This window comes from Sneathiella chungangensis (assembly GCF_009882935.1).
Taxonomy (GTDB): domain Bacteria; phylum Pseudomonadota; class Alphaproteobacteria; order Sneathiellales; family Sneathiellaceae; genus Sneathiella; species Sneathiella chungangensis.
In genome coordinates, this window is the sequence record NZ_WTVA01000001.1 from 285,385 (window position 1) to 304,716 (window position 19,332).

Consider the following 19,332-nt stretch of genomic DNA (forward strand, 5'->3'; position numbering starts at 1 on the left):
GGCTATTTTCGCGTAGTTTCCGGCCTTGTCCGATAACGGATCGGGACCCATGGACGGTCACCCCTGAGACCATTCGCTGTCTCCACCGTTATCGATCCCGCCCTGTCGAGATAGAGACTATGCGCCCCCTCCCGCCAAAGGTCGAATTTGTCGATCACCAAGTGCGCCTTGCGGCAATTCTCCGGTGCCGGAATACGGCTCACGATAATATCGGCGCGATCGCAATCCGTCTCCACCCCGCCCATGGTTTCGGGAAAGGCGATGATATCCCCTGCCGTTCGCAGGACGCAGCCATAGGGATCACAGAGAAATCCGTCGGGAGGTTGCCGCGCCACACGCTCTCCCATGACAAGCCGCCAGCGTTCGGCCTCAAACCGTTCCGCACGATCGGAGGAGAAATAGACCTGCCCTGCCCCCGTGTTTATGGCGTAAAGATTTCCGCTTGACGATATGAGGATATCCGGACTGCGCGTCAGCGCGAAGCTCAGGAGCAGAACCGCCAGTACCGGCAGGGCGGCCCAGCGCACCGGCTGGCGCCAGATAATAAACCACAACCCGATGAGGGTGATAGCGATAAGCTGCACAACCGGGAAACTGCCAAGATATTGCACGGCAGCCGGCCAGGATGCCGTCGCCTGGGCCGACCAGAGAATAAGATCGATCCCGCTGCCGACGATGATCAGGGGAAAGGAAAGGCCGAAGGGATAGCAGATGAAGGACAGGATGACCCCCGGCATTACCCGAAGACCCATGATCGGCACGGCGAGAAGATTGGCGATCAGGCTGTAGGCCGCCACCTGGCCGAAATGATAAAGCGCGAAGGGCGCCGTCGCGAGCCCCGCCACCAGGGTCGTAAGCGCGATCCCGATGACATAGGCGAGCGCGCGCCTAATAAAACCGCCGCTTCTCGCGAATTTCGAAAGCTTCGGCCCGATCTGTTCATACAGGGAAATCAGGGCAAAAACGGCCGCGAAGGACATCTGAAAACTTGCGCTGATAAGGCTTTCGGGAAACAGCAGGAGGATGATCACGGCGGCAAAAGCCACCATCCGCAGGGAAATCGCCGTCCGATCGAAGCAGATGGCCACGAACAGCGCCGCGATCATGATAAAGGCGCGAACGGCTGAGACGCTCATCCCGCTCACAAACAGGTAGCCCGCCAGCCCCGTCAGAGCGATCACCGCCGCGATTTTTTTGACTGGATAATATAGGGCGATATAGGGCGACAGGACGAGCATCAGACGCACGGCAAAAAAGATGAGTCCGCCGATCATTCCCATATGCAGCCCGGAGATCGCCAGCAAATGCGCGAGGCCGGAATCGCGCATATCGTCGAGCTGGTCTTCCGGGATTGCCGACTTGTCCCCGGTCATGATGGCAATGATGAACCCCGCATTTTCGGGCGGCGCATGGCTAAGCACGAAGTCGGCGATACGGGCGCGGATTTCCGCAGACAGGCTCATCAAATGCGCGGCAAGGCCCGGGTTTTCACCGATAACCGTGAACGGGCTGATACTGTAACCGACGGCGCCGATCGACTGATAGAAAGACTGGCGCTGAAAATCATAGGCGCCGGGATAGGCGGGATCCGGCGGGGGCAGAAGGACTGCCTTCACGCGGACAATCTGCCCGGGATGAACCTCTTCGAAATTGCTTCGTGAGGTGAGGCGGATATGCTCAAGCGGCGGCAGCCGATCTCCGCGCTCGAACTGCAGCTCCCCGAGCAGGAAGCGGGCCGACTTATAGCCCGTCGATTTTTCAAGAACGCTTCCGCGAAGTTCCGTCACCGTCTTTTTCTGCAGCACGGGTGCCTCGACGATAAAGGTCCGGAGCAGACAGGCACTAAACCCGAGGGAGACAAGCAGCAATATGGCGAGAACGACGAATGCGGGACCGCCTCCCCGGTTCCGCATGATGAAAAAAATCGCGGCGGGCAGAACCGGCAGGATCATCCAGAGCGGAGACGGTTCGACGGGGAGCGTGAAATAGAGGGCGATGCCAAAACCAATCAGGGCGGGAAACCAGAGAAACCAGCGTGTCCGGTCCAAACGAAACTGATCCAGTAATTTTCTCCGGTTCATCCGGTCCAGGCGGATCATAAGGCGCTTTCCAACGGCGTGCTTGCCCTAAGCCAAGACAAAGGGTACAAAAGCCTTCATTTTAAATGATCATCCGACCGAATTTATAACCGAACGGAATGTAAGTAAATTCTAATGACTGTCGTAACACGTTTCGCTCCCTCACCCACCGGATTCCTGCATATAGGCGGCGCCCGGACCGCGCTTTTCAATTGGCTGTATGCGCGTCACAACAAGGGCAAATTTCTCCTTCGTATCGAAGATACGGACCGGGAAAGATCGACCGATGCCGCCATCGAGGCAATTTTCGAGGGACTGAAATGGCTCGGCCTGGATTGGGATGAGGAGCCGGTGTTCCAGTTCTCCCGGCGGGAGCGTCATGCGGAAGTCGCTCGCCAGTTGCTGGCGGAGGGCAAGGCCTATTATTGCTATGCATCGCGCGAGGAGCTGGCCGAGATGCGGGAAACCGCCCGCGCCGAAGGACGTCCCCCCGTCTATGACGGTCGCTGGCGGGACCGCGATCCATCGGAAGTCCCGGCCGGCGTCGATCCCGTCGTCCGGTTCAAGTCGCCGAACGAGGGCGTCACCATCGTCAATGACCTCGTCCAGGGCGATGTTACCTTCGCCAATGAACAGCTCGACGATATGATCCTTCTGCGTGCCGACGGCACCCCCACCTATATGCTCTCGGTGGTTGTCGATGACTATGATATGGGCATTACGGACATCATCCGCGGCGACGACCATCTGACGAATGCGGCACGCCAGCAGCAGTTGATCGAGGCGATTGGCTGGCCGGTGCCGCGGCGCGCGCATATACCGCTGATTCATGGCCCGGATGGGGCAAAGCTCTCGAAACGTCATGGGGCGCTCGGCGTTGAGGCCTACCGCGATATGGGGTATCTCCCCGAAGCGCTGCGCAACTATCTTTTGCGTCTCGGCTGGTCCCATGGGGACGATGAAGTCATTTCCACGGAACAGGCAATCGACTGGTTCAACATTGAAAATATTGGAAAATCGGCCGCGCGGTTTGATTTCGCTAAGCTTGAGAACCTGAACGGCATCTATATCCGCAATGCCGATGACGCCTATCTGACAGCTCTGGTTGCGCCGATTCTCGCCCAGAAAACAGGGCAGGAAATTGATCCTAATCGCCTGAAACTAATAGAAAAAGCCATGAACGGCTTGAAAGAACGCGCAAAATCTGTAAACTCTCTCGCGGATAGTTCCCTGTTCCTGATCGCCGAGCGTCCGCTTGCGCTTGATGAGAAAGCCGAAAGCCTGATAACCGAAGAGGCGAGCGCAGTTTTGAAGCAGCTGGCGGACCGGTTGGAGACGCTCGAAATCTGGGACAAGGATACAGTTGAAGAAGCCGTTCGGGCAACGGCGGAGGTCGCTGGCCTCAAGCTGGGGAAGATCGCGCAGCCGTTACGGGCGGCGCTGACTGGAACCACGGTATCGCCCGGAATTTTTGACGTTCTTGAAGTCCTTGGTCGGGAACAGTCAATCGGACGTATTCGCGATGCGGTCTCGAACAGAAAATAACCGCATCGACGGAGCGAGCCTCTAAACGGCGACGTCTTCAGAAATAAGAAGAAAAAAATTCCACCCGGAATTTTTGACTATGAACGGGCGCAAGACCGCCTGCAAAACGAAAAGGAAGTGGATGAATGAGTAGCTCTACCGTTACTGGCAACGTCACCCTGTCTGAAGGGAATGATGACAATACGCTTAGTCTGCCGCTGATTGCCGGCACAGTTGGCCCGTCTGTCATCGACGTTCGAAAGCTCTATGCCGATACCGGTCATTTCACCTATGATCCAGGCTTCACCTCTACCGCGTCTTGCGATTCCGCGATTACCTATATTGACGGTGACAAAGGAATTCTGATGCACCGCGGCTACAAGATTGAGGAGCTCGCGGAAAAGAGCGACTTCATGGAAGTCTGTTACCTGCTGCTGAAGGGCGAACTGCCCAACCAGGCGCAGAAAGACAAGTTCACCCACGATATTACCTACCACACCATGCTCCATGAGCAGCTGACGCAGTTCTATCGCGGATTCCGGCGGGATGCACATCCGATGGCCGTCATGGTCGGCGTCGTCGGCGCTCTCTCCGCCTTCTATCATGACAGCACGGACATTACCGACCCGACGCAGCGCATGATCGCGAGTTACCGCCTTATCGCCAAGATGCCGACGATTGCGGCAATGGCGTATAAATATTCGGTGGGTCAGCCGTTCATCTATCCGAGCAACGAGCTTTCCTATGCGGAAAACTTCCTGCATATGACCTTCAGCGTCCCGGCGGAGCGTTACAAGCTTTCCCCCGTCATCGCCCGCGCCATGGACCGGATCTTTATCCTGCACGCGGATCATGAGCAGAATGCCTCCACCTCGACGGTGCGGCTTGCCGGCTCCTCCGGCGCCAATCCCTTCGCCTGCATCGCGGCGGGCATCGCCTGCCTCTGGGGTCCGGCGCATGGCGGCGCGAACGAAGCGGTACTCAACATGCTGAATCAGATCGGTTCCGTTGACCGTGTACAGGAATTCATCGCCAAGGCGAAAGACAAGAACGATCCGTTCCGCCTCATGGGCTTCGGCCACCGGGTCTACAAGAATTACGACCCGCGCGCCAAGGTCATGCAGCAGACCTGCTACGAGGTTCTGGACGAGCTCGGGATTAAGGACGAGCCCATGCTCAAACTGGCCATGGAGCTTGAGAAAATTGCACTCAATGACGAATATTTCATTGAGAAGAAGCTGTTCCCGAATGTCGATTTCTACTCCGGCATCATTCTTCAGGCGCTCGGCTTCCCGACCAGCATGTTCACCGTGCTGTTCGCGCTTGCCCGTACGGTCGGCTGGGTTGCCCAGTGGAACGAGATGATGGAAGATCCGTCACAGAAAATCGGGCGTCCGCGTCAGCTCTATACGGGCTATACGGAACGCCCGTTTGTCGACATCAGCAAACGGTAACGGGCATGAACGGGGCGCCTCATAAGGACAAGAGACTGGCACCTTCGGTACCCGCCGAAGGCGCCAGAGCTTCGAGGCGGCTCTATCTGAAGGCCGCCAATGACAACCGGGCGCCCCTCTTCTATCGCATCAAAAAGCTGTCGATGGTGCTGCTGCCACTGCTGATGATCGCGTTTTTCGCCGCCGCCTGGTATTTCGGCAGTACCTGACGCACTATTTTCTCTCGATCAACTCGACTTTATAGCCGTCCGGATCCTCGATGAAGGCGATCACGGAGGTGCCGTGTTTCATGGGTCCCGGCGGGCGCGGAATATTGACCCCCTGGGCCGCCAGCTTGTCGCAAACCCCGTAGATATCCTGAACCCCGAGCGCGAGATGCCCGAAACCGTTGCCAATATCATAGGGTTCCTCCTGATCCCAGTTATGGGTAAGCTCGATCACCGTTGAATCCTTCTCATCACCGTAACCGACGAAGGCAAGCGTGAATTTTCCACCCGGGAAATCGGTCTTGCGCAGGAGTTTCATGCCCAGAATATCGCAATAGAAATTCAGGGATTTGTCGAGATCCTTCACCCGGATCATGGTATGCAGCAATCTGAAATTGCTGTTGGTTTCGCCGCTCATGTTCGTTTATTCCTCGCAATCAATGTCAAGATGATATCTGCCGCCCGCGCCCCGGGGGCGGCGGCGCCCTCGCCCAACAGTAACATGGCCTCGCCGTAGGATACAATCTGCTGCGCCCGCTTTTCCTCTGAGCGGAAAAGGTCGGCAAGCGCGCCTGTCAAATTCGGCGCCGTACATTTTTCAAGGACAAATTCGGGCACGGCTTCCCGGTCAAGCAGGATGTTCACCAGGTTGACATACTCAAGCCTTACGACACGGCGGGCGATGAAGCTGGTGATCGCGTTCATCCGGTAGGCAATGACCGTCGGCAAGCGCGCCAGTGCAAGTTCCAGCGCGACGGTGCCGGATGCGGCGAGCGCGACATTTGATGCCGCCATCGCATCATATTTCTCCGCCTCTCCGTCAACGATATGGGCGGTAATATCCCATTTGGCGACTTCATCACGGACAATCTCTCCGGCGCGGCCAATGACCGGCACTGCCAACTGGAAATCGCCGATATCCGCCCGCAGCCGGGCAACTGTCTCCGCGAATACGGGCAGAAGCCGGGTTACCTCCCCGCGGCGGCTACCGGGCAGCAGCATAAGGAGATTTTCCTCTGCGCCGATGTTATACCGTGCACGAAAGGCAGGGCCGTTGCCCTTGTCGGCCCCTGTCTCGATGACCGAATGCCCGACGAACGAGGCGGGCAGGCCGACTTCCTCGAAATAGGGTGGCTCGAACGGCAGCAGGGTCAGGAGATGATCGTACAGCGCTGCAATCTTCCTGGCGCGCCCCGGCCGCCAGGCCCAGACCGACGGCGCCACATAATGGACTTTCGGGAAGGCCGCATCCTTGAGCTTCCGGGCAACGCGAAAGCTGAAGTCCGGCGCATCCACGGTGATGAAAATATCCGGCGAAAGCCGCCGCGCTTCAGAGGCTGTTTGTTCTATCCGTTTCAGGAGCGACGGCAGCCGCGGCAGAACCTCGAAAAGTCCCATCACGCTGAGTTCCTCCATCGGGAAGAGGCTGGTAAGTCCCTCCGCTGTCATCAGGGGGCCGCCGACGCCAAAAAACGCGATACCCGGCGCTTTCTCCGTCAATCCCTGCATCAGCCGCGCCGCCAGCGCGTCCCCCGAGGGTTCGCCCGCCAGAATGAACACCCGGTAGTTTTGATGATCTTCCATTATAACGGACTGGCGGGATCAATCCCGATGATGAAAATTCCCGCCGCATCGGCGCGCCGAATAGCCTCCTTGAGATCAAGGATCAGGGTATGTCCCGCCTCAACCGCAATGCCCCGCAAATTTGCGGCGGCGGCCAGCGTCACCGTATCGGGTCCAATGGTCGGCATATCGGCCTTGAGTTCCTGACCCGGCTTGGAGAGTTTCACGAAAACGCCTGCCCGAACGTCCCAGGCGAAATCGGCGGACCGTTTAAGAAGCCCGTCGGTTCCCTCCGCCGCCTCGACGGCGAGGACATAGCCATCGCGGATGATCGCGCCCTGCCCGATATCAAGCGCACCGACCGCCTTTACGATACGGATGCCTTCATTAACGTCCGTTTTGTCGCGTTCCGTCGGGGTCACCTTGCCCAATTGACCGGGCGGCACGACCAGATCGCCGGCGAGTTCATGCGCCCCCGTCACCGTAAATCCCTTTTCCTTCAGATATCCAGTGATGGCCCGCATCAGCCCGTCATCGCCCTTGCGCGCCGCGCCGGTGATCCGGCCAAGCAGTTTCATGCCCTCCATATCCGGCACCAGGTTTTTAAGATCCGGGCGCTTCACCGGGCCCGCCAGGGTAATATGGGTGCAGTTCTCGCGCGCCAGGGTCTTGAGAAACCGCCCGACCTTGGTGATGCGGATAACCTCGTGAGGAAATTCCTTGAAATCGGCCGGATCAGCCTCATTCTCGACGAGTAGCACAAAGGGCGTTTGCCCCCGTGCCGTCAACGTCGAGGCCAGGGCAAGCGGAAGGCTGCCGCTCCCGGCGATAATACCTACTCGCATCACCTTTCCCTCACTCGGGCTGGCAGAATCCACGCTTTGTTTCGTCATTGATAAATTTCAGAACCGTTTGAACGGACGGGAATTTGGCGATATCCGCCGACAGCGTCTTGCACCGTTCCGCGAAGGTGCCATCCCCGGTAAAAAGATATTTATAGGCGCTGCGCAGGGCATGAATATCGTCGCGCGAAAAATTGCGCCGCTTCATGCCGGTAAGGTTAAGCCCCGCGAGCGTCGCCCGATTGCCCGTTGCCGATCCGAAGGGAATCACGTCTGTCTCCACACCGGAAGCCCCGCCGATCATCGCATGTTCGCCAATACGGACGAACTGATGCACTGCGGAAAGCCCGCCAATAATGACGAAATCGCCAAGTACGACATGACCGCCCAGAGTCGCATTATTCACAAGGATGACATGATTTCCGATGACGCAGTCATGGGCGACATGGGCGCCGATCATCAGCAGGCAGTTATCCCCGATCCGGGTTTTCATGCCTCCGCCTTCGGTCCCCGGATTGATGGTCACATGCTCTCGGATCGTGCAGTTCTCGCCGATGACAAGTTCGGATTTCTCGCCGTGGTATTTCAAATCCTGCGGCACATGCCCGATCGAGGCAAAGGGAAAGATTGTCGTACCGCCGCCAATCCGGGTCCGCCCATCAACCGCCACATGGGATTTGAGCGTGACGCCCGCCGCAAGCGTCACATCCTTGCCCACCACGCAAAAAGGCCCAACCACGGCCTCCGGATGGACGGTGGCGCCGTCTTCAATAATCGCGGTCTGATGAATATTACCCATTCGGTATCCAGTTATTCTACTCATATATATGAAAATATTGCGCTATAGCTAACGCGGAACAGGCCTGACCACAAATCAAGCTGTGTTACAACCGGTTACCCGATATTTCAATCAACGATCATGGCCGAGAAATCCGCCTCGGCAACTTTTTTGCCATCGACCTTGACCACGCCGCCAAAGCGCCAGACGGCGCCGCGGTTTTGCTTCACCTCTACATGCACATGCATCGTGTCGCCAGGCGTGACCGGCTTGCGGAACCGGGCGTTATCAATAGACATGAAGAGGACATGCTTGCCCTGCGATTCCGCGCCAAGCGTCTTTATCACGAGAACGCCGGCGGTTTGCGCCATCGATTCCACGATCATCACACCGGGCATGATCGGACGGCCGGGAAAATGTCCCTGGAACTGCGGTTCGTTCATCGTGACATTTTTGATGCCCGTCGCCGAAACACCCGGAACAATGTCGACGAGCCGGTCAACCAGCAGCAACGGATAGCGGTGCGGTATCATGTCCAGAATATTCAGGATATCGAGGGCTTCGGCGGTATCTGTGGAACGGTTTTCAGTCATTTTACGGAACCCTTGCTTTTGGATAACTTTCCCAAGACCGCCATTTGGCGGAAAAACTGCTTACGCGGGCGCGCCGGGAACCCGGCATAGATTTCACCTGCCGGCACGTCCGATATAACCCCGGACTTTGCCGAAATCTGGGCGCCGGTCCCAATCCGGATATGCCCGGCAAGACCAACCTGCCCACCGATCACCACGTAATCCTCAACAACCGTGCTGCCGGAGATACCGGTCTGGGCGGCAATAATCACGCCTTTTCCGATGGTGACGTTGTGGGCGACCTGAACCATATTATCAAGCCAGGTATTATCGCCAATCGTTGTATCCGGCCCGGAACCGCGGTCAATTGTCGTATTCGCCCCGAACTCGCAATTGGATCCGATAATAACCCGGCCGAGCTGGGGAATCTTTACATGCGCCACGGGATCGGGCGCGAAACCAAATCCGTCCTGCCCGATTTTCACGCCGTTATGGATAAGCACATTATCGCCAATCTGGCAGTAGCTTAGCACCACACCCGCGCCAATCCGGCAATTCCGGCCAAGACTGATTCCTTTTGAGAGCAGGGAATGCGCGCCGATTATTGAATTTTCGCCAATGACGACATCCTCTTCTATGACGACATATGGCCCGATCGACGCATTATCGCCCACCGTTGCCTTGGGCGAAATAAGGGCCGTCGGATGAATATCGCCGTTGCCGAGGACAGGCGGATAGAATTTATTGGCGATCCGCGCATAGGCTTTGTAGGGGTCCGCCGATACGAGAATGGAAAGCCCCTCCGGAAACTTGTCCAATGCCTTGCGCGCCGCAATGCAGGCGGTGGCGTTGGTTTTCAGGAACTCTCCAACATATTTGGGATTGCTGAGGAAAGTAAGGTCCCCCTCACCCGCCTGATCCAGCGGTCTCACATCGGAAATCAACACATCCGGGTCGACCCCTGGCGCCAGTTCGACATCCGGCAGTTCGGCAAGTTCGGCGAGCGAGAACGGGCCGGCGACTTGGTAAAAATGGGGATCAGGCATCAGCTTTTCTTCAGTGGGACAAGATCGACCTTGATCTTCTTCAAATCCTTGTTGAGGCGTTCAATTACCGGTTCGGTCAGGTTCAACGGCTTCTCTGCAAATAAGATCTCACTGACATCCAGAACGACAGTCGCCCCATATTCATCCATGACCTTGCGCATGACCGGCAAAATCTGTTCCCTGATCTTGCTGAGGGCATTAATGCGGCTGCGCTGCAATTGCGCCGTCTTGTCCTTTACCTCAACGCGAAATGTCGCGACTTTACGGTTGAATGCGGCCTGTTTCTCGGCGAAGGCCTCAGGCGTAACCAGCGTCTTCTGACGCTCGATCTGGGACTTTTCTTCTTTCAGTTTTTCTTCCATCGCGGAGAGATCGGCATTCGTCTTTTCCTCCAACGCCTTGATCTGCGAATTGATGTCCTTGACCACGGCAAGCTCACTCATGATTTTCTGCATGTCGACAACGCCGATGCTGGCCTTGACCATCGGTTCCGCGAACCCCGGTTGCACGACGAACGCCAGCATAAAAAACAGCAGAGATACGATTTTCATCATTCTGGTGAGCATTTCCCTTTCCTAGAACCGCGTACCGAAATCAAGCTGGAAGACCTCTTCCTTGTCGAAATCTTCCTTCACGACAGGAACCGCCACATTAATCTGGATCGGGCCAAATGGCGATACCCAGTTAAGGCCGACGCCGATCGAAGCCCGCGGGCTTGCCTTGTCAACAATCCCGGGATCATCATCATCGATCCCCGTAAGCGTGCCGACGTCAATGAATGTCCGCCCCAAGACGCCATATTCATCGGGTAGACCGACCGGGAAACGCAACTCGGCCGTGCCGATCACATAGGCATTACCGCCAAGCGCGTCTCCTGACGCGATATCCCTGGGGCCGATACCCCGGCTTTCAAAGCCCCGGAAATTTCTTCCGCCGACATTATAGCGCTGGGTAAGGATCACGTCTTCACCCAAACCGAAAATATATCCGCCGTTGACTCCGAGGCTTAGAACCACGTCATTCTCATAGACAGGGAAGAAACGAACATAGCTTGCGTTTGTCGCGAGAGAACGCACATCACCACCGAGGCCGGAAACCGTCTGGCCAAAGGTGTATTTGCTGCCGGTGGTCGGGAACAATGTATCATCAAGGTCACTGATTGTAATGGTGTATCCGACGGAGGAAATCAGATAATCGCCGGCGGCTTTTTGAATACCAACCGGCGCACTTGCGGTCAGGTTATCGATCTTTTCATTCACCAGGCTGTAGAAGACATCGCCGCGGACAAATTCCTTGATCGGGAAACCTGAGCGCAGGACAAATCCGGTACGTTCCAGGTCGTAGCCACTTTCATCCTGATAGTCGCGGACAGTCCGGAACAAGTCAAAGCCGGCGCTGAGATCACGGTCAAGGAAATAAGGCTCCGTAAATCCGATATCGATCGTCTGGGCATCGGCGCCTACGGATACGCCAAAACGCAGGTCCTGACCGCGCCCGAGAAGATTGCGTTCCCGGATTTGGAGATCGGCGGATACGGAGTCCGTCGTCGAGAAACCGGCGCCAACGCTGAGCTCACCCGTTGATTTTTCCTGAACATCGACATTGATGACCGTCTTGTCCGCCGCCGTTCCTTCTTCCTGAGTCACTTCAACCTTTTCGAAGAAATCAAGGCCGCGAATACGGGAGCGCGACAGGCGGAGGAGCGCGGTATTGAAGGCATCGCCTTCCGCCAGTTTCATTTCGCGGCGGATGACATAATCCAGCGTCCGCACGTTACCAGTGATATTGATACGCTCGACATAGACGCGGGGTCCCTTATTAATCTCGTAGGTGACCGAGATCGTCAGGTTCTCGCGATCCCGCTCGATGCGGGGACGCACGTTGACAAAGGCGTAGCCAAGCTTTCCGGCCTCGAACGTCAGTTTCTGGATCGAATCTTCGATCTTGTCCGCATTGTAGGTTTCCCCTTCAATTGTCGTGACCTGATCCAACAAGGTGTCCGCCGGCAGATCCTTGATCTCGCTTTTCACATCGATGGCGCCGAAGGTGTATTTCGCGCCCTCCTCCACGGCGAAGGTAATGAAGAAGCCGTCGCGGTCAGGTGTCAGTTCGGCAATGGCGGAGACCACACGAAAATCCGCATATCCCTTGGAAAGATAAAACTTCCGCAGCAGTTCCCGATCGAACGTCAGCCGGTCCGGATCATAGGTGTCGGTATCGGAAAGGAAGTTGTACCAGCGGGTCTCTTCCGTCGAAATCTCGCTCAACAATTGCCGGTCGCTGAAATGCTTGTTGCCATAAAAGCGGATTTTCTTGATCCCGGTCTGCTCGCCTTCGTTAATCTCAAAGACAAGATCGACGCGGTTTTCCGGGAGCAGGATAACCTTCGGTTCCACCGTCGCCGCAAATCGGCCGCTGCGGCGGTAGACGGTGATGATCCGCTGAACATCATTCTGCACACGCGCACGTGTATAGACGATACGTGGACGCAGCTGAATTTCCGCAAGCAACGTATCGTCATCGATGCGCCGGTTTCCTTCGAACGCGAGCCGGTTGATGATCGGGTTTTCAACCACATTGACGATCAGAACCGTGCCTTCCTGGCGAATGGTGACGTCGGCGAAAAGACCGGTATTGAAAAGCGCCTTGAGAGACCGGTCAACGCGGGAGCGATCATAAGGCGCCCCGGCCGTGATCAGGAGATAGGATTTGACCGTATCATCCTCGATCCGCTGGTTTCCCTCGACACGAATATCTGAAAGTATGACTGAAGACTGCGCATAGACCGACTGGCTGACCGGCAGCATCGCCGCGAGCGTTGCAAATGCGAACACTGCAAGTAGTACGAATACGCGCAAAATCCCACCCCCCTGAGCGGAAACCCTCAGTTATCGTCGAACAGTTCTATCAGACCTTGCTTGTCAGGAAAACAAGCCCGTGAAAAAATCTTTTACCCATGGTTTGTTAATGTCATTCCACGTCGCAAATACCATTAGCATCAGAACGAGAGATAGTCCAATTCGGAAACTGAATTCCATTGCTTTTGCCGAGGGTGGTTTGCCCCGGACCGCTTCATAGGCATAAAAGGCCAAATGACCCCCGTCCAGCATCGGCACCGGAAAAAGGTTGATCAGACCAAGGCTGATGGATACGAAGATCATGAAATTGAACAGGGAAAGCGCATTGTCCAGCAGGTCGTCACCACGTTTCGCGGCATCACCAGACATTTTGAGAATGCCGAGCGGGCCGCTCAATTCTTTTGTATCCCGCGCGCCCACTATCATCTGACCGACGCCTTTCAGCGTTGCTGTCGTAATGAACCATGTCTGGTCGACGGCGCTCGATAAGGCGCTGATCGGGCCATGTTTGACAAACTCCCGCCCGGTCGAGACGATCCCGAGGCGGCCGATCCGCTGGACATTGCCATCCGCATCCACTTCCTCGACGATTTTCGGCGTTACCGAAAGATCGATAATACTGCCGCCCCGGTCCACCTTCATCTTCAACGGTTCATCCAGCCCGACAAGAACGGTCCGGCGCAGCTCTTCAAAGCTGCTTATCGCACTTCCATTCACCGAGAGGACACGATCGCCGGGTTCTATGCCCGCCTCGGCCGCCGCGCTGTCCGGCTGCACTTCACCGGCAACCGGCGGTGTCTGCGCCTGACCGAGCGCCATGTAAAGGATCGCCATCGCGACAATCGCAAAAATGAAGTTGGCCGCCGGCCCCGCGACAACAACCGCGGCGCGCTGGAGAAGCGATTTATGATGAAAGCTTACTTTTTTCTCGTCGTCAGACATCTCGTCGATGTCCTCGGCCGCATCACTGGCAACGCCGGCGTCGCCATAAAATTTCACATATCCCCCAAACGGCACGGCGCAGACTTTCCAGCGGCATCCATGTCGGTCATACCGCCCCCAGATTTCCGGTCCGAAGCCGATAGCAAAGGCGTCGACTTTCACGCCGCACAACCGCGCCACCTTGTAATGTCCATATTCATGGACAAAAACCAGCACCGTGATCACAATCAGGAAGGCGGGAATATATATCCAGTTTTCGACTAAAAAATCCATGTAACTATACCATTTCAGAGACGGGCCTGATACGACGCCATAATAATTTGCGCCTGCTCCCGGCTTTGCCTATCGCATTCAAAAATATCCTCAATCGAGGTGAGCTCAGTAATCGGCGCGCGGGCCAGCGACTCCTCAACGACCGCGGCGATATCAAGAAAGCCGATCCGGTCTTCGAGAAAACCGTGGACCGCCACCTCATTCGAGGCATTTAGGACGGTTGGCGCCGATTTTCCAGTACTCAGCGCCTCACGGGCGAGCCTGATGGCCGGAAATTTCACCAAATCGGGCGCCTGGAAGGTCAGCGATCCAATCTTTGCGAGATCCAGCCGTTCCGCCGCAAAGCCGTGCCGTTCCGGCCAGCCAAGGGTATAGGAAATCGGTGTTCTCATATCGGGCGCGCCCATCTGCGCAAGCACCGATCCATCGGAATATTCGACCATGCTGTGAATTACCGACTGCGGATGCACCAGGATGTCGATCTGCTCCGCTGGCACCGGAAACAGGCGTACCGCCTCGATAAATTCGAGTCCCTTGTTCATCATCGTGGCGCTGTCGATGGAGATTTTCGCGCCCATGTCCCAATTGGGATGCGCAAGCGCCTGATCCCGCGTGACTGTCTTCATCTCGTCAATGGAAAAGTCGAGGAACGGGCCGCCGGATGCCGTCAGCACCAAACGGGAAACATTTTCAATCTGGTCGAAATCAAGAACCTGGAAAATTGCGTTATGCTCGCTGTCGACCGGTAGCAGCGTCGCGCCATATTTCTTCACTTCCGCAAGCACCAGATCACCGCCGCAGACAAGGGCTTCCTTGTTGGCGATTGCGATAATTGCACCGGCACGCGCCGCGGCAAGCGTCGGCGCCAGTCCGGCCGCGCCAACAATCCCGAGCATCACCCAATCGACGTTGCGCGAGGCCGCCTCCGACAGCGCTGTTTCACCCGCGGCGACTTCGATACCGCTTCCCGACAGCAGTGATTTAAGTTCCCGGTATTTGGCTTCGTTGCCGATCACCGCGAGGTTTGCACCGAATTTCAACGCCTGTTCCGCGAGCAGCGCGGCATTTTCGTTCGCCGTCAAGACCTCCACCTGGAAGCGGTCCGGCGCGCCGGCGATCAGATCGAGCGTATTGACACCGATCGAACCGGTTGAGCCGAAAATACTGACACGCCGGACGTCGGGCCGCGGATTAATCGAAATTTCAGTTGCCGCGGGGCTTAAACTCATCACTGCATTCCATTTTTTAGCATCACAAGCACCATCAGCAAGGGCGCCGTCAGAAAAATCCCATCCAGCCGGTCCATCACGCCGCCATGACCGGGAATGAGATTGCTGGCATCCTTGATCCCGAAATGGCGTTTCCAGGCGGATTCGGCGAAATCACCGACCTGCGCCAGAATAGCACATATCGCGCCCAATCCCAGCACGGCGATTGGCGCAATCTGTCCGCCAATGAGGAAATGATTTACCGCCCATGCAACAATCATTGCCGAAATCATGCCGCCGATGAGGCCCGCCCAGGTCTTGTTTGGGCTGATTGACGGCGCGATCTTGGGACCGCCGATCGTTTTTCCGCTGAAATAGGCGCCAATATCTGTCGCCCAGATGACCAGAAACAAACCAAACGTCAGCGCAAAGCCCGTCTCCGGGATTGATCTCAGCGTCATCAGCGCAATGACAGGTGCACCAATACAGATGGGGCCGAAAAACGCCCAGACAAGCGCTTTGGTCTTTTTCCGGAAATAGGCTACGATTGTTATTAAGATCGCACCTGAGATAATAATTCCAACGACCTCAGTTATTTGAATTTTTCCGATCATTGAAAGCGCGACTATTAATGTAAGCCCGGTCAGGACGGTTATCACGCCGGGAGAGCTTTCGAGCGATGCCCGGCACCATTCATAGGCCATGATGGCCGCGGCCCCGATCAGAAAGAGAAGAAAGAAGAAACCGCCCAGGTAAAGCGCGCCAATCGCGACCGGCGCGAGGACAAGCGCCGAAATAACCCGCTGCTGCGGCGACGTCAGGGAAGACAAAAGCACCCTAAAGCGCTCCGTACCGGCGTTGTCGGCTACCGAATTCCCGCACCGCCGCCTGCAAATCCTCTTTTCGAAAGTCAGGCCAGAGCACATCGAGAAAGACGAATTCCGTATAGGCGCATTGCCAGAGGAGAAAATTGCTCAGCCTTTTCTCACCGCTTGTGCGGATCAGGAGGTCCGGATCGGGAAGATCCGCCGTTTCTAGATGCCGAGAAATCAGAGTCTCATCAATATCTTCGGGCGACAGCTCGCCAGACTTGATTTTCGCGCCAAGGACGCGCATCGCACCGGCAATTTCGGACTGGCTGCCGTAGCTCAGCGCAATCGTCAGGATGAGCTTGCTATTATCCTTCGTCAGGTCCTTTATTTCTTCAATAAGTCCCTGAACATCTTCCGGTAATTTACTGATATTACCAATAAATTTAACCTTGATGCCGGCGTCACAAAGGGCCTTGATCTCTTTTCTGAAGAAAAAGCGGAAGAGGCCCATCAGGTGATTGACTTCCTCGACCGGGCGGCTCCAGTTTTCGGAGGAAAAGGCAAAGAGCGTCAGATAGCGAATGCCGAGCTCGTCGCATCCTTTCAATGCCTCCCGCACCGCTTCGGCCCCCTGCTCATGCCCGCGCAGGCGTTGCAAGGACCGTTTCGCCGCCCAGCGGCCGTTGCCATCCATGATGATCGCAACATGCGCTGGGACGGCCTGCTCGCCGGAATTCAGGGAGGGCACGACTTCCATGCGTCAGACCTGCATGATTTCCTGCTGCTTCTCCGACAGCATCTCATCCACCTTATGGACGTAATTGTCCGTAAGCTTCTGAATATCATCTTCCGCCTTTTTCCGCTCGTCTTCGGAAAGATCCCCGTCTTTTTCCGCCGTCTTGGCGTCATCCATGCCATGTCGGCGGACGTTGCGGATGGCGATCTTGGCATTCTCGCCATAGGTTGCCGCCACCTTGGCAAGCTCCGCGCGCCGTTCCTCCGTCAGTTCGGGGATCGGAACCCGGACCATCGTCCCGTCAACAACCGGATTGAGCCCAAGCCCTGCGTTCCGGATGCCCTTCTCGACGGCCTTCACATTATTCTTGTCCCACACCTGGACACTCAGCATCCGCGGCTCCGGCGTGCTCACGGTGCCGACCTGATTGATCGGCATGGACGCGCCGTAGCTTTCCACCATGACAGTATCCAGAAGGCTGATATGCGCCCGGCCCGTGCGCAGTCCCGCAAATTCGTGCTTAAGCGCCTCAAGCGCACCTTTCATGCGTTTTTCGAGATCTTTCATGTTTGGCGCCGCCATCTTAATTATCCTCCATCGCCGGGATGGTCATCCCAGCGTCTTCTCACTGTTAAACCGGGCAATATTACACTGCTATACGACTTCTGTGAAACAACCTTCTTTTTTAAGGACACGGGCGAAGGCCCCTTCTTCCTGAATGGAAAAAACAAGAATGGGAATCTTGTTCTCCCGCGCCAGGGAAATTGCCGCCGCGTCCATTACCTTGAGATCTTTCGCCAGCACATCAAGATGCGACAGGGTGTCGTAGCGTTCCGCGTCCGCATGCAGGCGCGGGTCCTTGTCATAGACCCCGTCGACATTCGTGCCCTTGAGAAGCGCGTTGCATTTCATTTCCGCCGCGCGAAGCGCCGCCGCCGTGTCCGTCGTAAAATAGGGATTGCCCGTGCCGGCCGCAAATATGACGATACGGCCTTTTTCCAGATGCCGCTCCGCCCGGCGGCGGATATAGGGCTCGCACACTGCCGACATCGGGATCGCCGACAGAACGCGGCTGTGCATGCCGAGCGCCTCGATCGCATTTTGCAGGGCAAGTGCGTTCATCACGGTCGCAAGCATGCCCATATAGTCGGCACTGGAGCGGTCCATGCCCTTGGCTGTCCCGGAAATGCCGCGAAATATATTGCCGCCGCCGACAACGACGCAAACCTCCACCCCCATGGCATGGGCGGCGCTGATATCCTTGGCAATGCGGGAAACTGTCTCTACATCAATACCATATTGCTGGTTTCCCAGAAGCGCTTCGCCAGAACATTTCAAGAGAACCCTTTGGTATTGAGGCGTTTTCGACATATTTTTCCCCGAAACTGAATACTATGGTTAATGGCGTCGGCATGACAGCATACAGAAAAAGTATGATTTGAAAAGCAGCGATGCCGCACAAAAAAATATGGCGGCCCCAACCGGAGACCGCCATATGTTTTCCTTCCGTCCGCGACTATCGAGCGGCGGCGGCGACTTCCGCTGCGAAGTCGCTTTCTTCCTTTTCGATCCCCTCGCCGACGGCGAAGCGGACCATGCCGACAACGGTGATCGGCTTGCCAATCTGCTTGGCGACGGCGTCAATTGCCGCTTTAACCGAATTTTCGCCGTCAACGACGAAAGTCTGTTCAAGCAGAACAACGTCCTTGTAGAACTTGCTCAGCCGACCTTCGACCATCTTGCCGATAATTTCTTCCGGCTTGCCGGATTCGCGGGCCTGCTGCGACAGAACGGCGCGTTCGCGGTCAACCGCGGCGGGATCAAGATCGGCAACGCTGATCGACTGCGGGCTCGTCGCGGCGACATGCATGGCAATCTGCTTGCCAAGGGTCGCGAGCGCTTCGGTGTCGCCCTCGCTCTCAAGTCCGACGAGAATGCCGATTTTGCCAAGTCCTTCCGCAACCGCGTTGTGGACGTAGGACGCGACGACACCCTTGTCGACGGTGATCGTCGCCGCGCGGCGAAGCGCCATATTCTCACCGATGGTAGCGATGGCGTCGGTCAGCTTTTCCTCAACCGTTACAGACGCGCCCGGAAAGGGGCTTGCCTTGATAACGTCGACATCGGCGCCCTTTTCGGCGGCAACGGTGGCAATGCCGCTTACCAGTTTCTGGAAATCCTCGTTACGGCCGACGAAATCGGTCTCGGCATTGACCTCAACAACGGCGCCGGACGTCCCGCTTGCCGTTACGGCAACCAGACCTTCGGCGGCAACGCGACCGGATTTCTTGGCGGCCGTGGCCAGACCCTTGGTCCGAAGCCAGTCAATCGCCGCATCCATATCGCCGTTCGTTTCCGTCAGAGCTTTCTTGCAATCCATCATTCCCGCACCGGACCGGGTGCGAAGTTCTTTAACCAGTCCCGCTGTAATAGCAGTCAT

The 19,332-nt window shown here is 56.5% G+C and carries 19 protein-coding genes; 3 read left to right on the top strand and 16 right to left on the bottom strand.

The window, feature by feature from the left end:
• Nucleotides 1-2: 2 nt before the first annotated feature.
• Entirely contained in the window at nucleotides 3-2,099 is a 2,097-nt protein-coding gene (locus GQF03_RS01355) for a ComEC/Rec2 family competence protein (RefSeq protein WP_161337389.1), read from the bottom strand.
• Between the two features lie 114 nt (nucleotides 2,100-2,213).
• Here GQF03_RS01355 and gltX point away from each other — a divergent pair, with 114 nt between their 5' ends.
• The 3 genes from gltX to GQF03_RS01370 all read left to right on the top strand — a co-directional run bounded on the left by gltX (nucleotide 2,214) and on the right by GQF03_RS01370 (nucleotide 5,265).
• Nucleotides 2,214-3,623 carry a glutamate--tRNA ligase gene (gene gltX / locus GQF03_RS01360; protein ID WP_161337390.1) on the top strand — a complete coding sequence of 470 codons (1,410 nt, stop codon included), beginning with the start codon at nucleotides 2,214-2,216 and terminating at the stop codon, nucleotides 3,621-3,623.
• Nucleotides 3,624-3,748: 125 nt separating this feature from the next.
• Complete coding sequence (gene gltA / locus GQF03_RS01365; RefSeq protein WP_161337391.1) at nucleotides 3,749-5,056, top strand: citrate synthase; 1,308 nt, start codon at nucleotides 3,749-3,751, stop codon at nucleotides 5,054-5,056.
• 5 nt (nucleotides 5,057-5,061) lie between these two features.
• Nucleotides 5,062-5,265, top strand: coding sequence for a hypothetical protein (locus GQF03_RS01370; protein ID WP_161337392.1), 204 nt, complete (start codon nucleotides 5,062-5,064; stop codon nucleotides 5,263-5,265).
• Between the two features lie 4 nt (nucleotides 5,266-5,269).
• Here the strand turns inward: GQF03_RS01370 and gloA are convergent, their stop codons facing one another.
• The 15 genes from gloA to tsf form a co-directional block, all read right to left on the bottom strand.
• Entirely contained in the window at nucleotides 5,270-5,680 is a 411-nt protein-coding gene (gene gloA, locus GQF03_RS01375; protein WP_161337393.1) for a lactoylglutathione lyase, read from the bottom strand.
• The gene (lpxB, locus tag GQF03_RS01380; protein WP_161337394.1) at nucleotides 5,677-6,846 is read right to left on the bottom strand and encodes a lipid-A-disaccharide synthase; all 1,170 of its coding nucleotides are present in this window, start codon (nucleotides 6,844-6,846) and stop codon (nucleotides 5,677-5,679) included. The genes gloA and lpxB overlap by 4 nt, the downstream gene beginning before the upstream one ends.
• Nucleotides 6,846-7,670: an LpxI family protein gene (locus tag GQF03_RS01385; protein ID WP_161337395.1), complete on the bottom strand. Its 825-nt coding sequence runs from the start codon at nucleotides 7,668-7,670 to the stop codon at nucleotides 6,846-6,848. The genes lpxB and GQF03_RS01385 overlap by 1 nt, the downstream gene beginning before the upstream one ends.
• A gap of 10 nt (nucleotides 7,671-7,680) precedes the next feature.
• Entirely contained in the window at nucleotides 7,681-8,466 is a 786-nt protein-coding gene (gene lpxA, locus GQF03_RS01390) for an acyl-ACP--UDP-N-acetylglucosamine O-acyltransferase (protein WP_161337396.1), read from the bottom strand.
• Nucleotides 8,467-8,573: 107 nt separating this feature from the next.
• Nucleotides 8,574-9,038 carry a 3-hydroxyacyl-ACP dehydratase FabZ gene (gene fabZ, locus GQF03_RS01395; protein ID WP_161337397.1) on the bottom strand — a complete coding sequence of 155 codons (465 nt, stop codon included), beginning with the start codon at nucleotides 9,036-9,038 and terminating at the stop codon, nucleotides 8,574-8,576.
• The gene (lpxD, locus tag GQF03_RS01400; RefSeq protein ID WP_161337398.1) at nucleotides 9,035-10,063 is read right to left on the bottom strand and encodes a UDP-3-O-(3-hydroxymyristoyl)glucosamine N-acyltransferase; all 1,029 of its coding nucleotides are present in this window, start codon (nucleotides 10,061-10,063) and stop codon (nucleotides 9,035-9,037) included. Before lpxD ends, fabZ begins: the two co-directional genes overlap by 4 nt.
• Nucleotides 10,063-10,629: an OmpH/Skp family outer membrane protein gene (locus tag GQF03_RS01405; protein ID WP_161337399.1), complete on the bottom strand. Its 567-nt coding sequence runs from the start codon at nucleotides 10,627-10,629 to the stop codon at nucleotides 10,063-10,065. Before GQF03_RS01405 ends, lpxD begins: the two co-directional genes overlap by 1 nt.
• A gap of 9 nt (nucleotides 10,630-10,638) precedes the next feature.
• Nucleotides 10,639-12,921 carry an outer membrane protein assembly factor BamA gene (gene bamA / locus GQF03_RS01410; protein ID WP_206376073.1) on the bottom strand — a complete coding sequence of 761 codons (2,283 nt, stop codon included), beginning with the start codon at nucleotides 12,919-12,921 and terminating at the stop codon, nucleotides 10,639-10,641.
• Between the two features lie 63 nt (nucleotides 12,922-12,984).
• Entirely contained in the window at nucleotides 12,985-14,136 is a 1,152-nt protein-coding gene (gene rseP, locus GQF03_RS01415; RefSeq protein WP_161337400.1) for an RIP metalloprotease RseP, read from the bottom strand.
• 14 nt (nucleotides 14,137-14,150) lie between these two features.
• Nucleotides 14,151-15,365 (bottom strand): 1-deoxy-D-xylulose-5-phosphate reductoisomerase, encoded by a 1,215-nt coding sequence (locus GQF03_RS01420; protein WP_161337401.1) that lies wholly within the window; start codon nucleotides 15,363-15,365, stop codon nucleotides 14,151-14,153.
• The gene (locus GQF03_RS01425; RefSeq protein ID WP_161337402.1) at nucleotides 15,365-16,180 is read right to left on the bottom strand and encodes a phosphatidate cytidylyltransferase; all 816 of its coding nucleotides are present in this window, start codon (nucleotides 16,178-16,180) and stop codon (nucleotides 15,365-15,367) included. The genes GQF03_RS01420 and GQF03_RS01425 overlap by 1 nt, the downstream gene beginning before the upstream one ends.
• Before the next feature lies 1 nt (nucleotide 16,181).
• Nucleotides 16,182-16,913, bottom strand: a complete 732-nt coding sequence (locus GQF03_RS01430) for an isoprenyl transferase (RefSeq protein ID WP_161337403.1) — start codon at nucleotides 16,911-16,913, stop codon at nucleotides 16,182-16,184.
• A gap of 3 nt (nucleotides 16,914-16,916) precedes the next feature.
• On the bottom strand, nucleotides 16,917-17,474 hold the full coding sequence (frr, locus tag GQF03_RS01435; protein ID WP_206376075.1) for a ribosome recycling factor: 558 nt from the start codon (nucleotides 17,472-17,474) through the stop codon (nucleotides 16,917-16,919).
• 72 nt (nucleotides 17,475-17,546) lie between these two features.
• On the bottom strand, nucleotides 17,547-18,263 hold the full coding sequence (gene pyrH / locus GQF03_RS01440) for a UMP kinase (protein ID WP_161337404.1): 717 nt from the start codon (nucleotides 18,261-18,263) through the stop codon (nucleotides 17,547-17,549).
• A gap of 145 nt (nucleotides 18,264-18,408) precedes the next feature.
• Entirely contained in the window at nucleotides 18,409-19,332 is a 924-nt protein-coding gene (tsf, locus tag GQF03_RS01445) for a translation elongation factor Ts (protein WP_161337405.1), read from the bottom strand.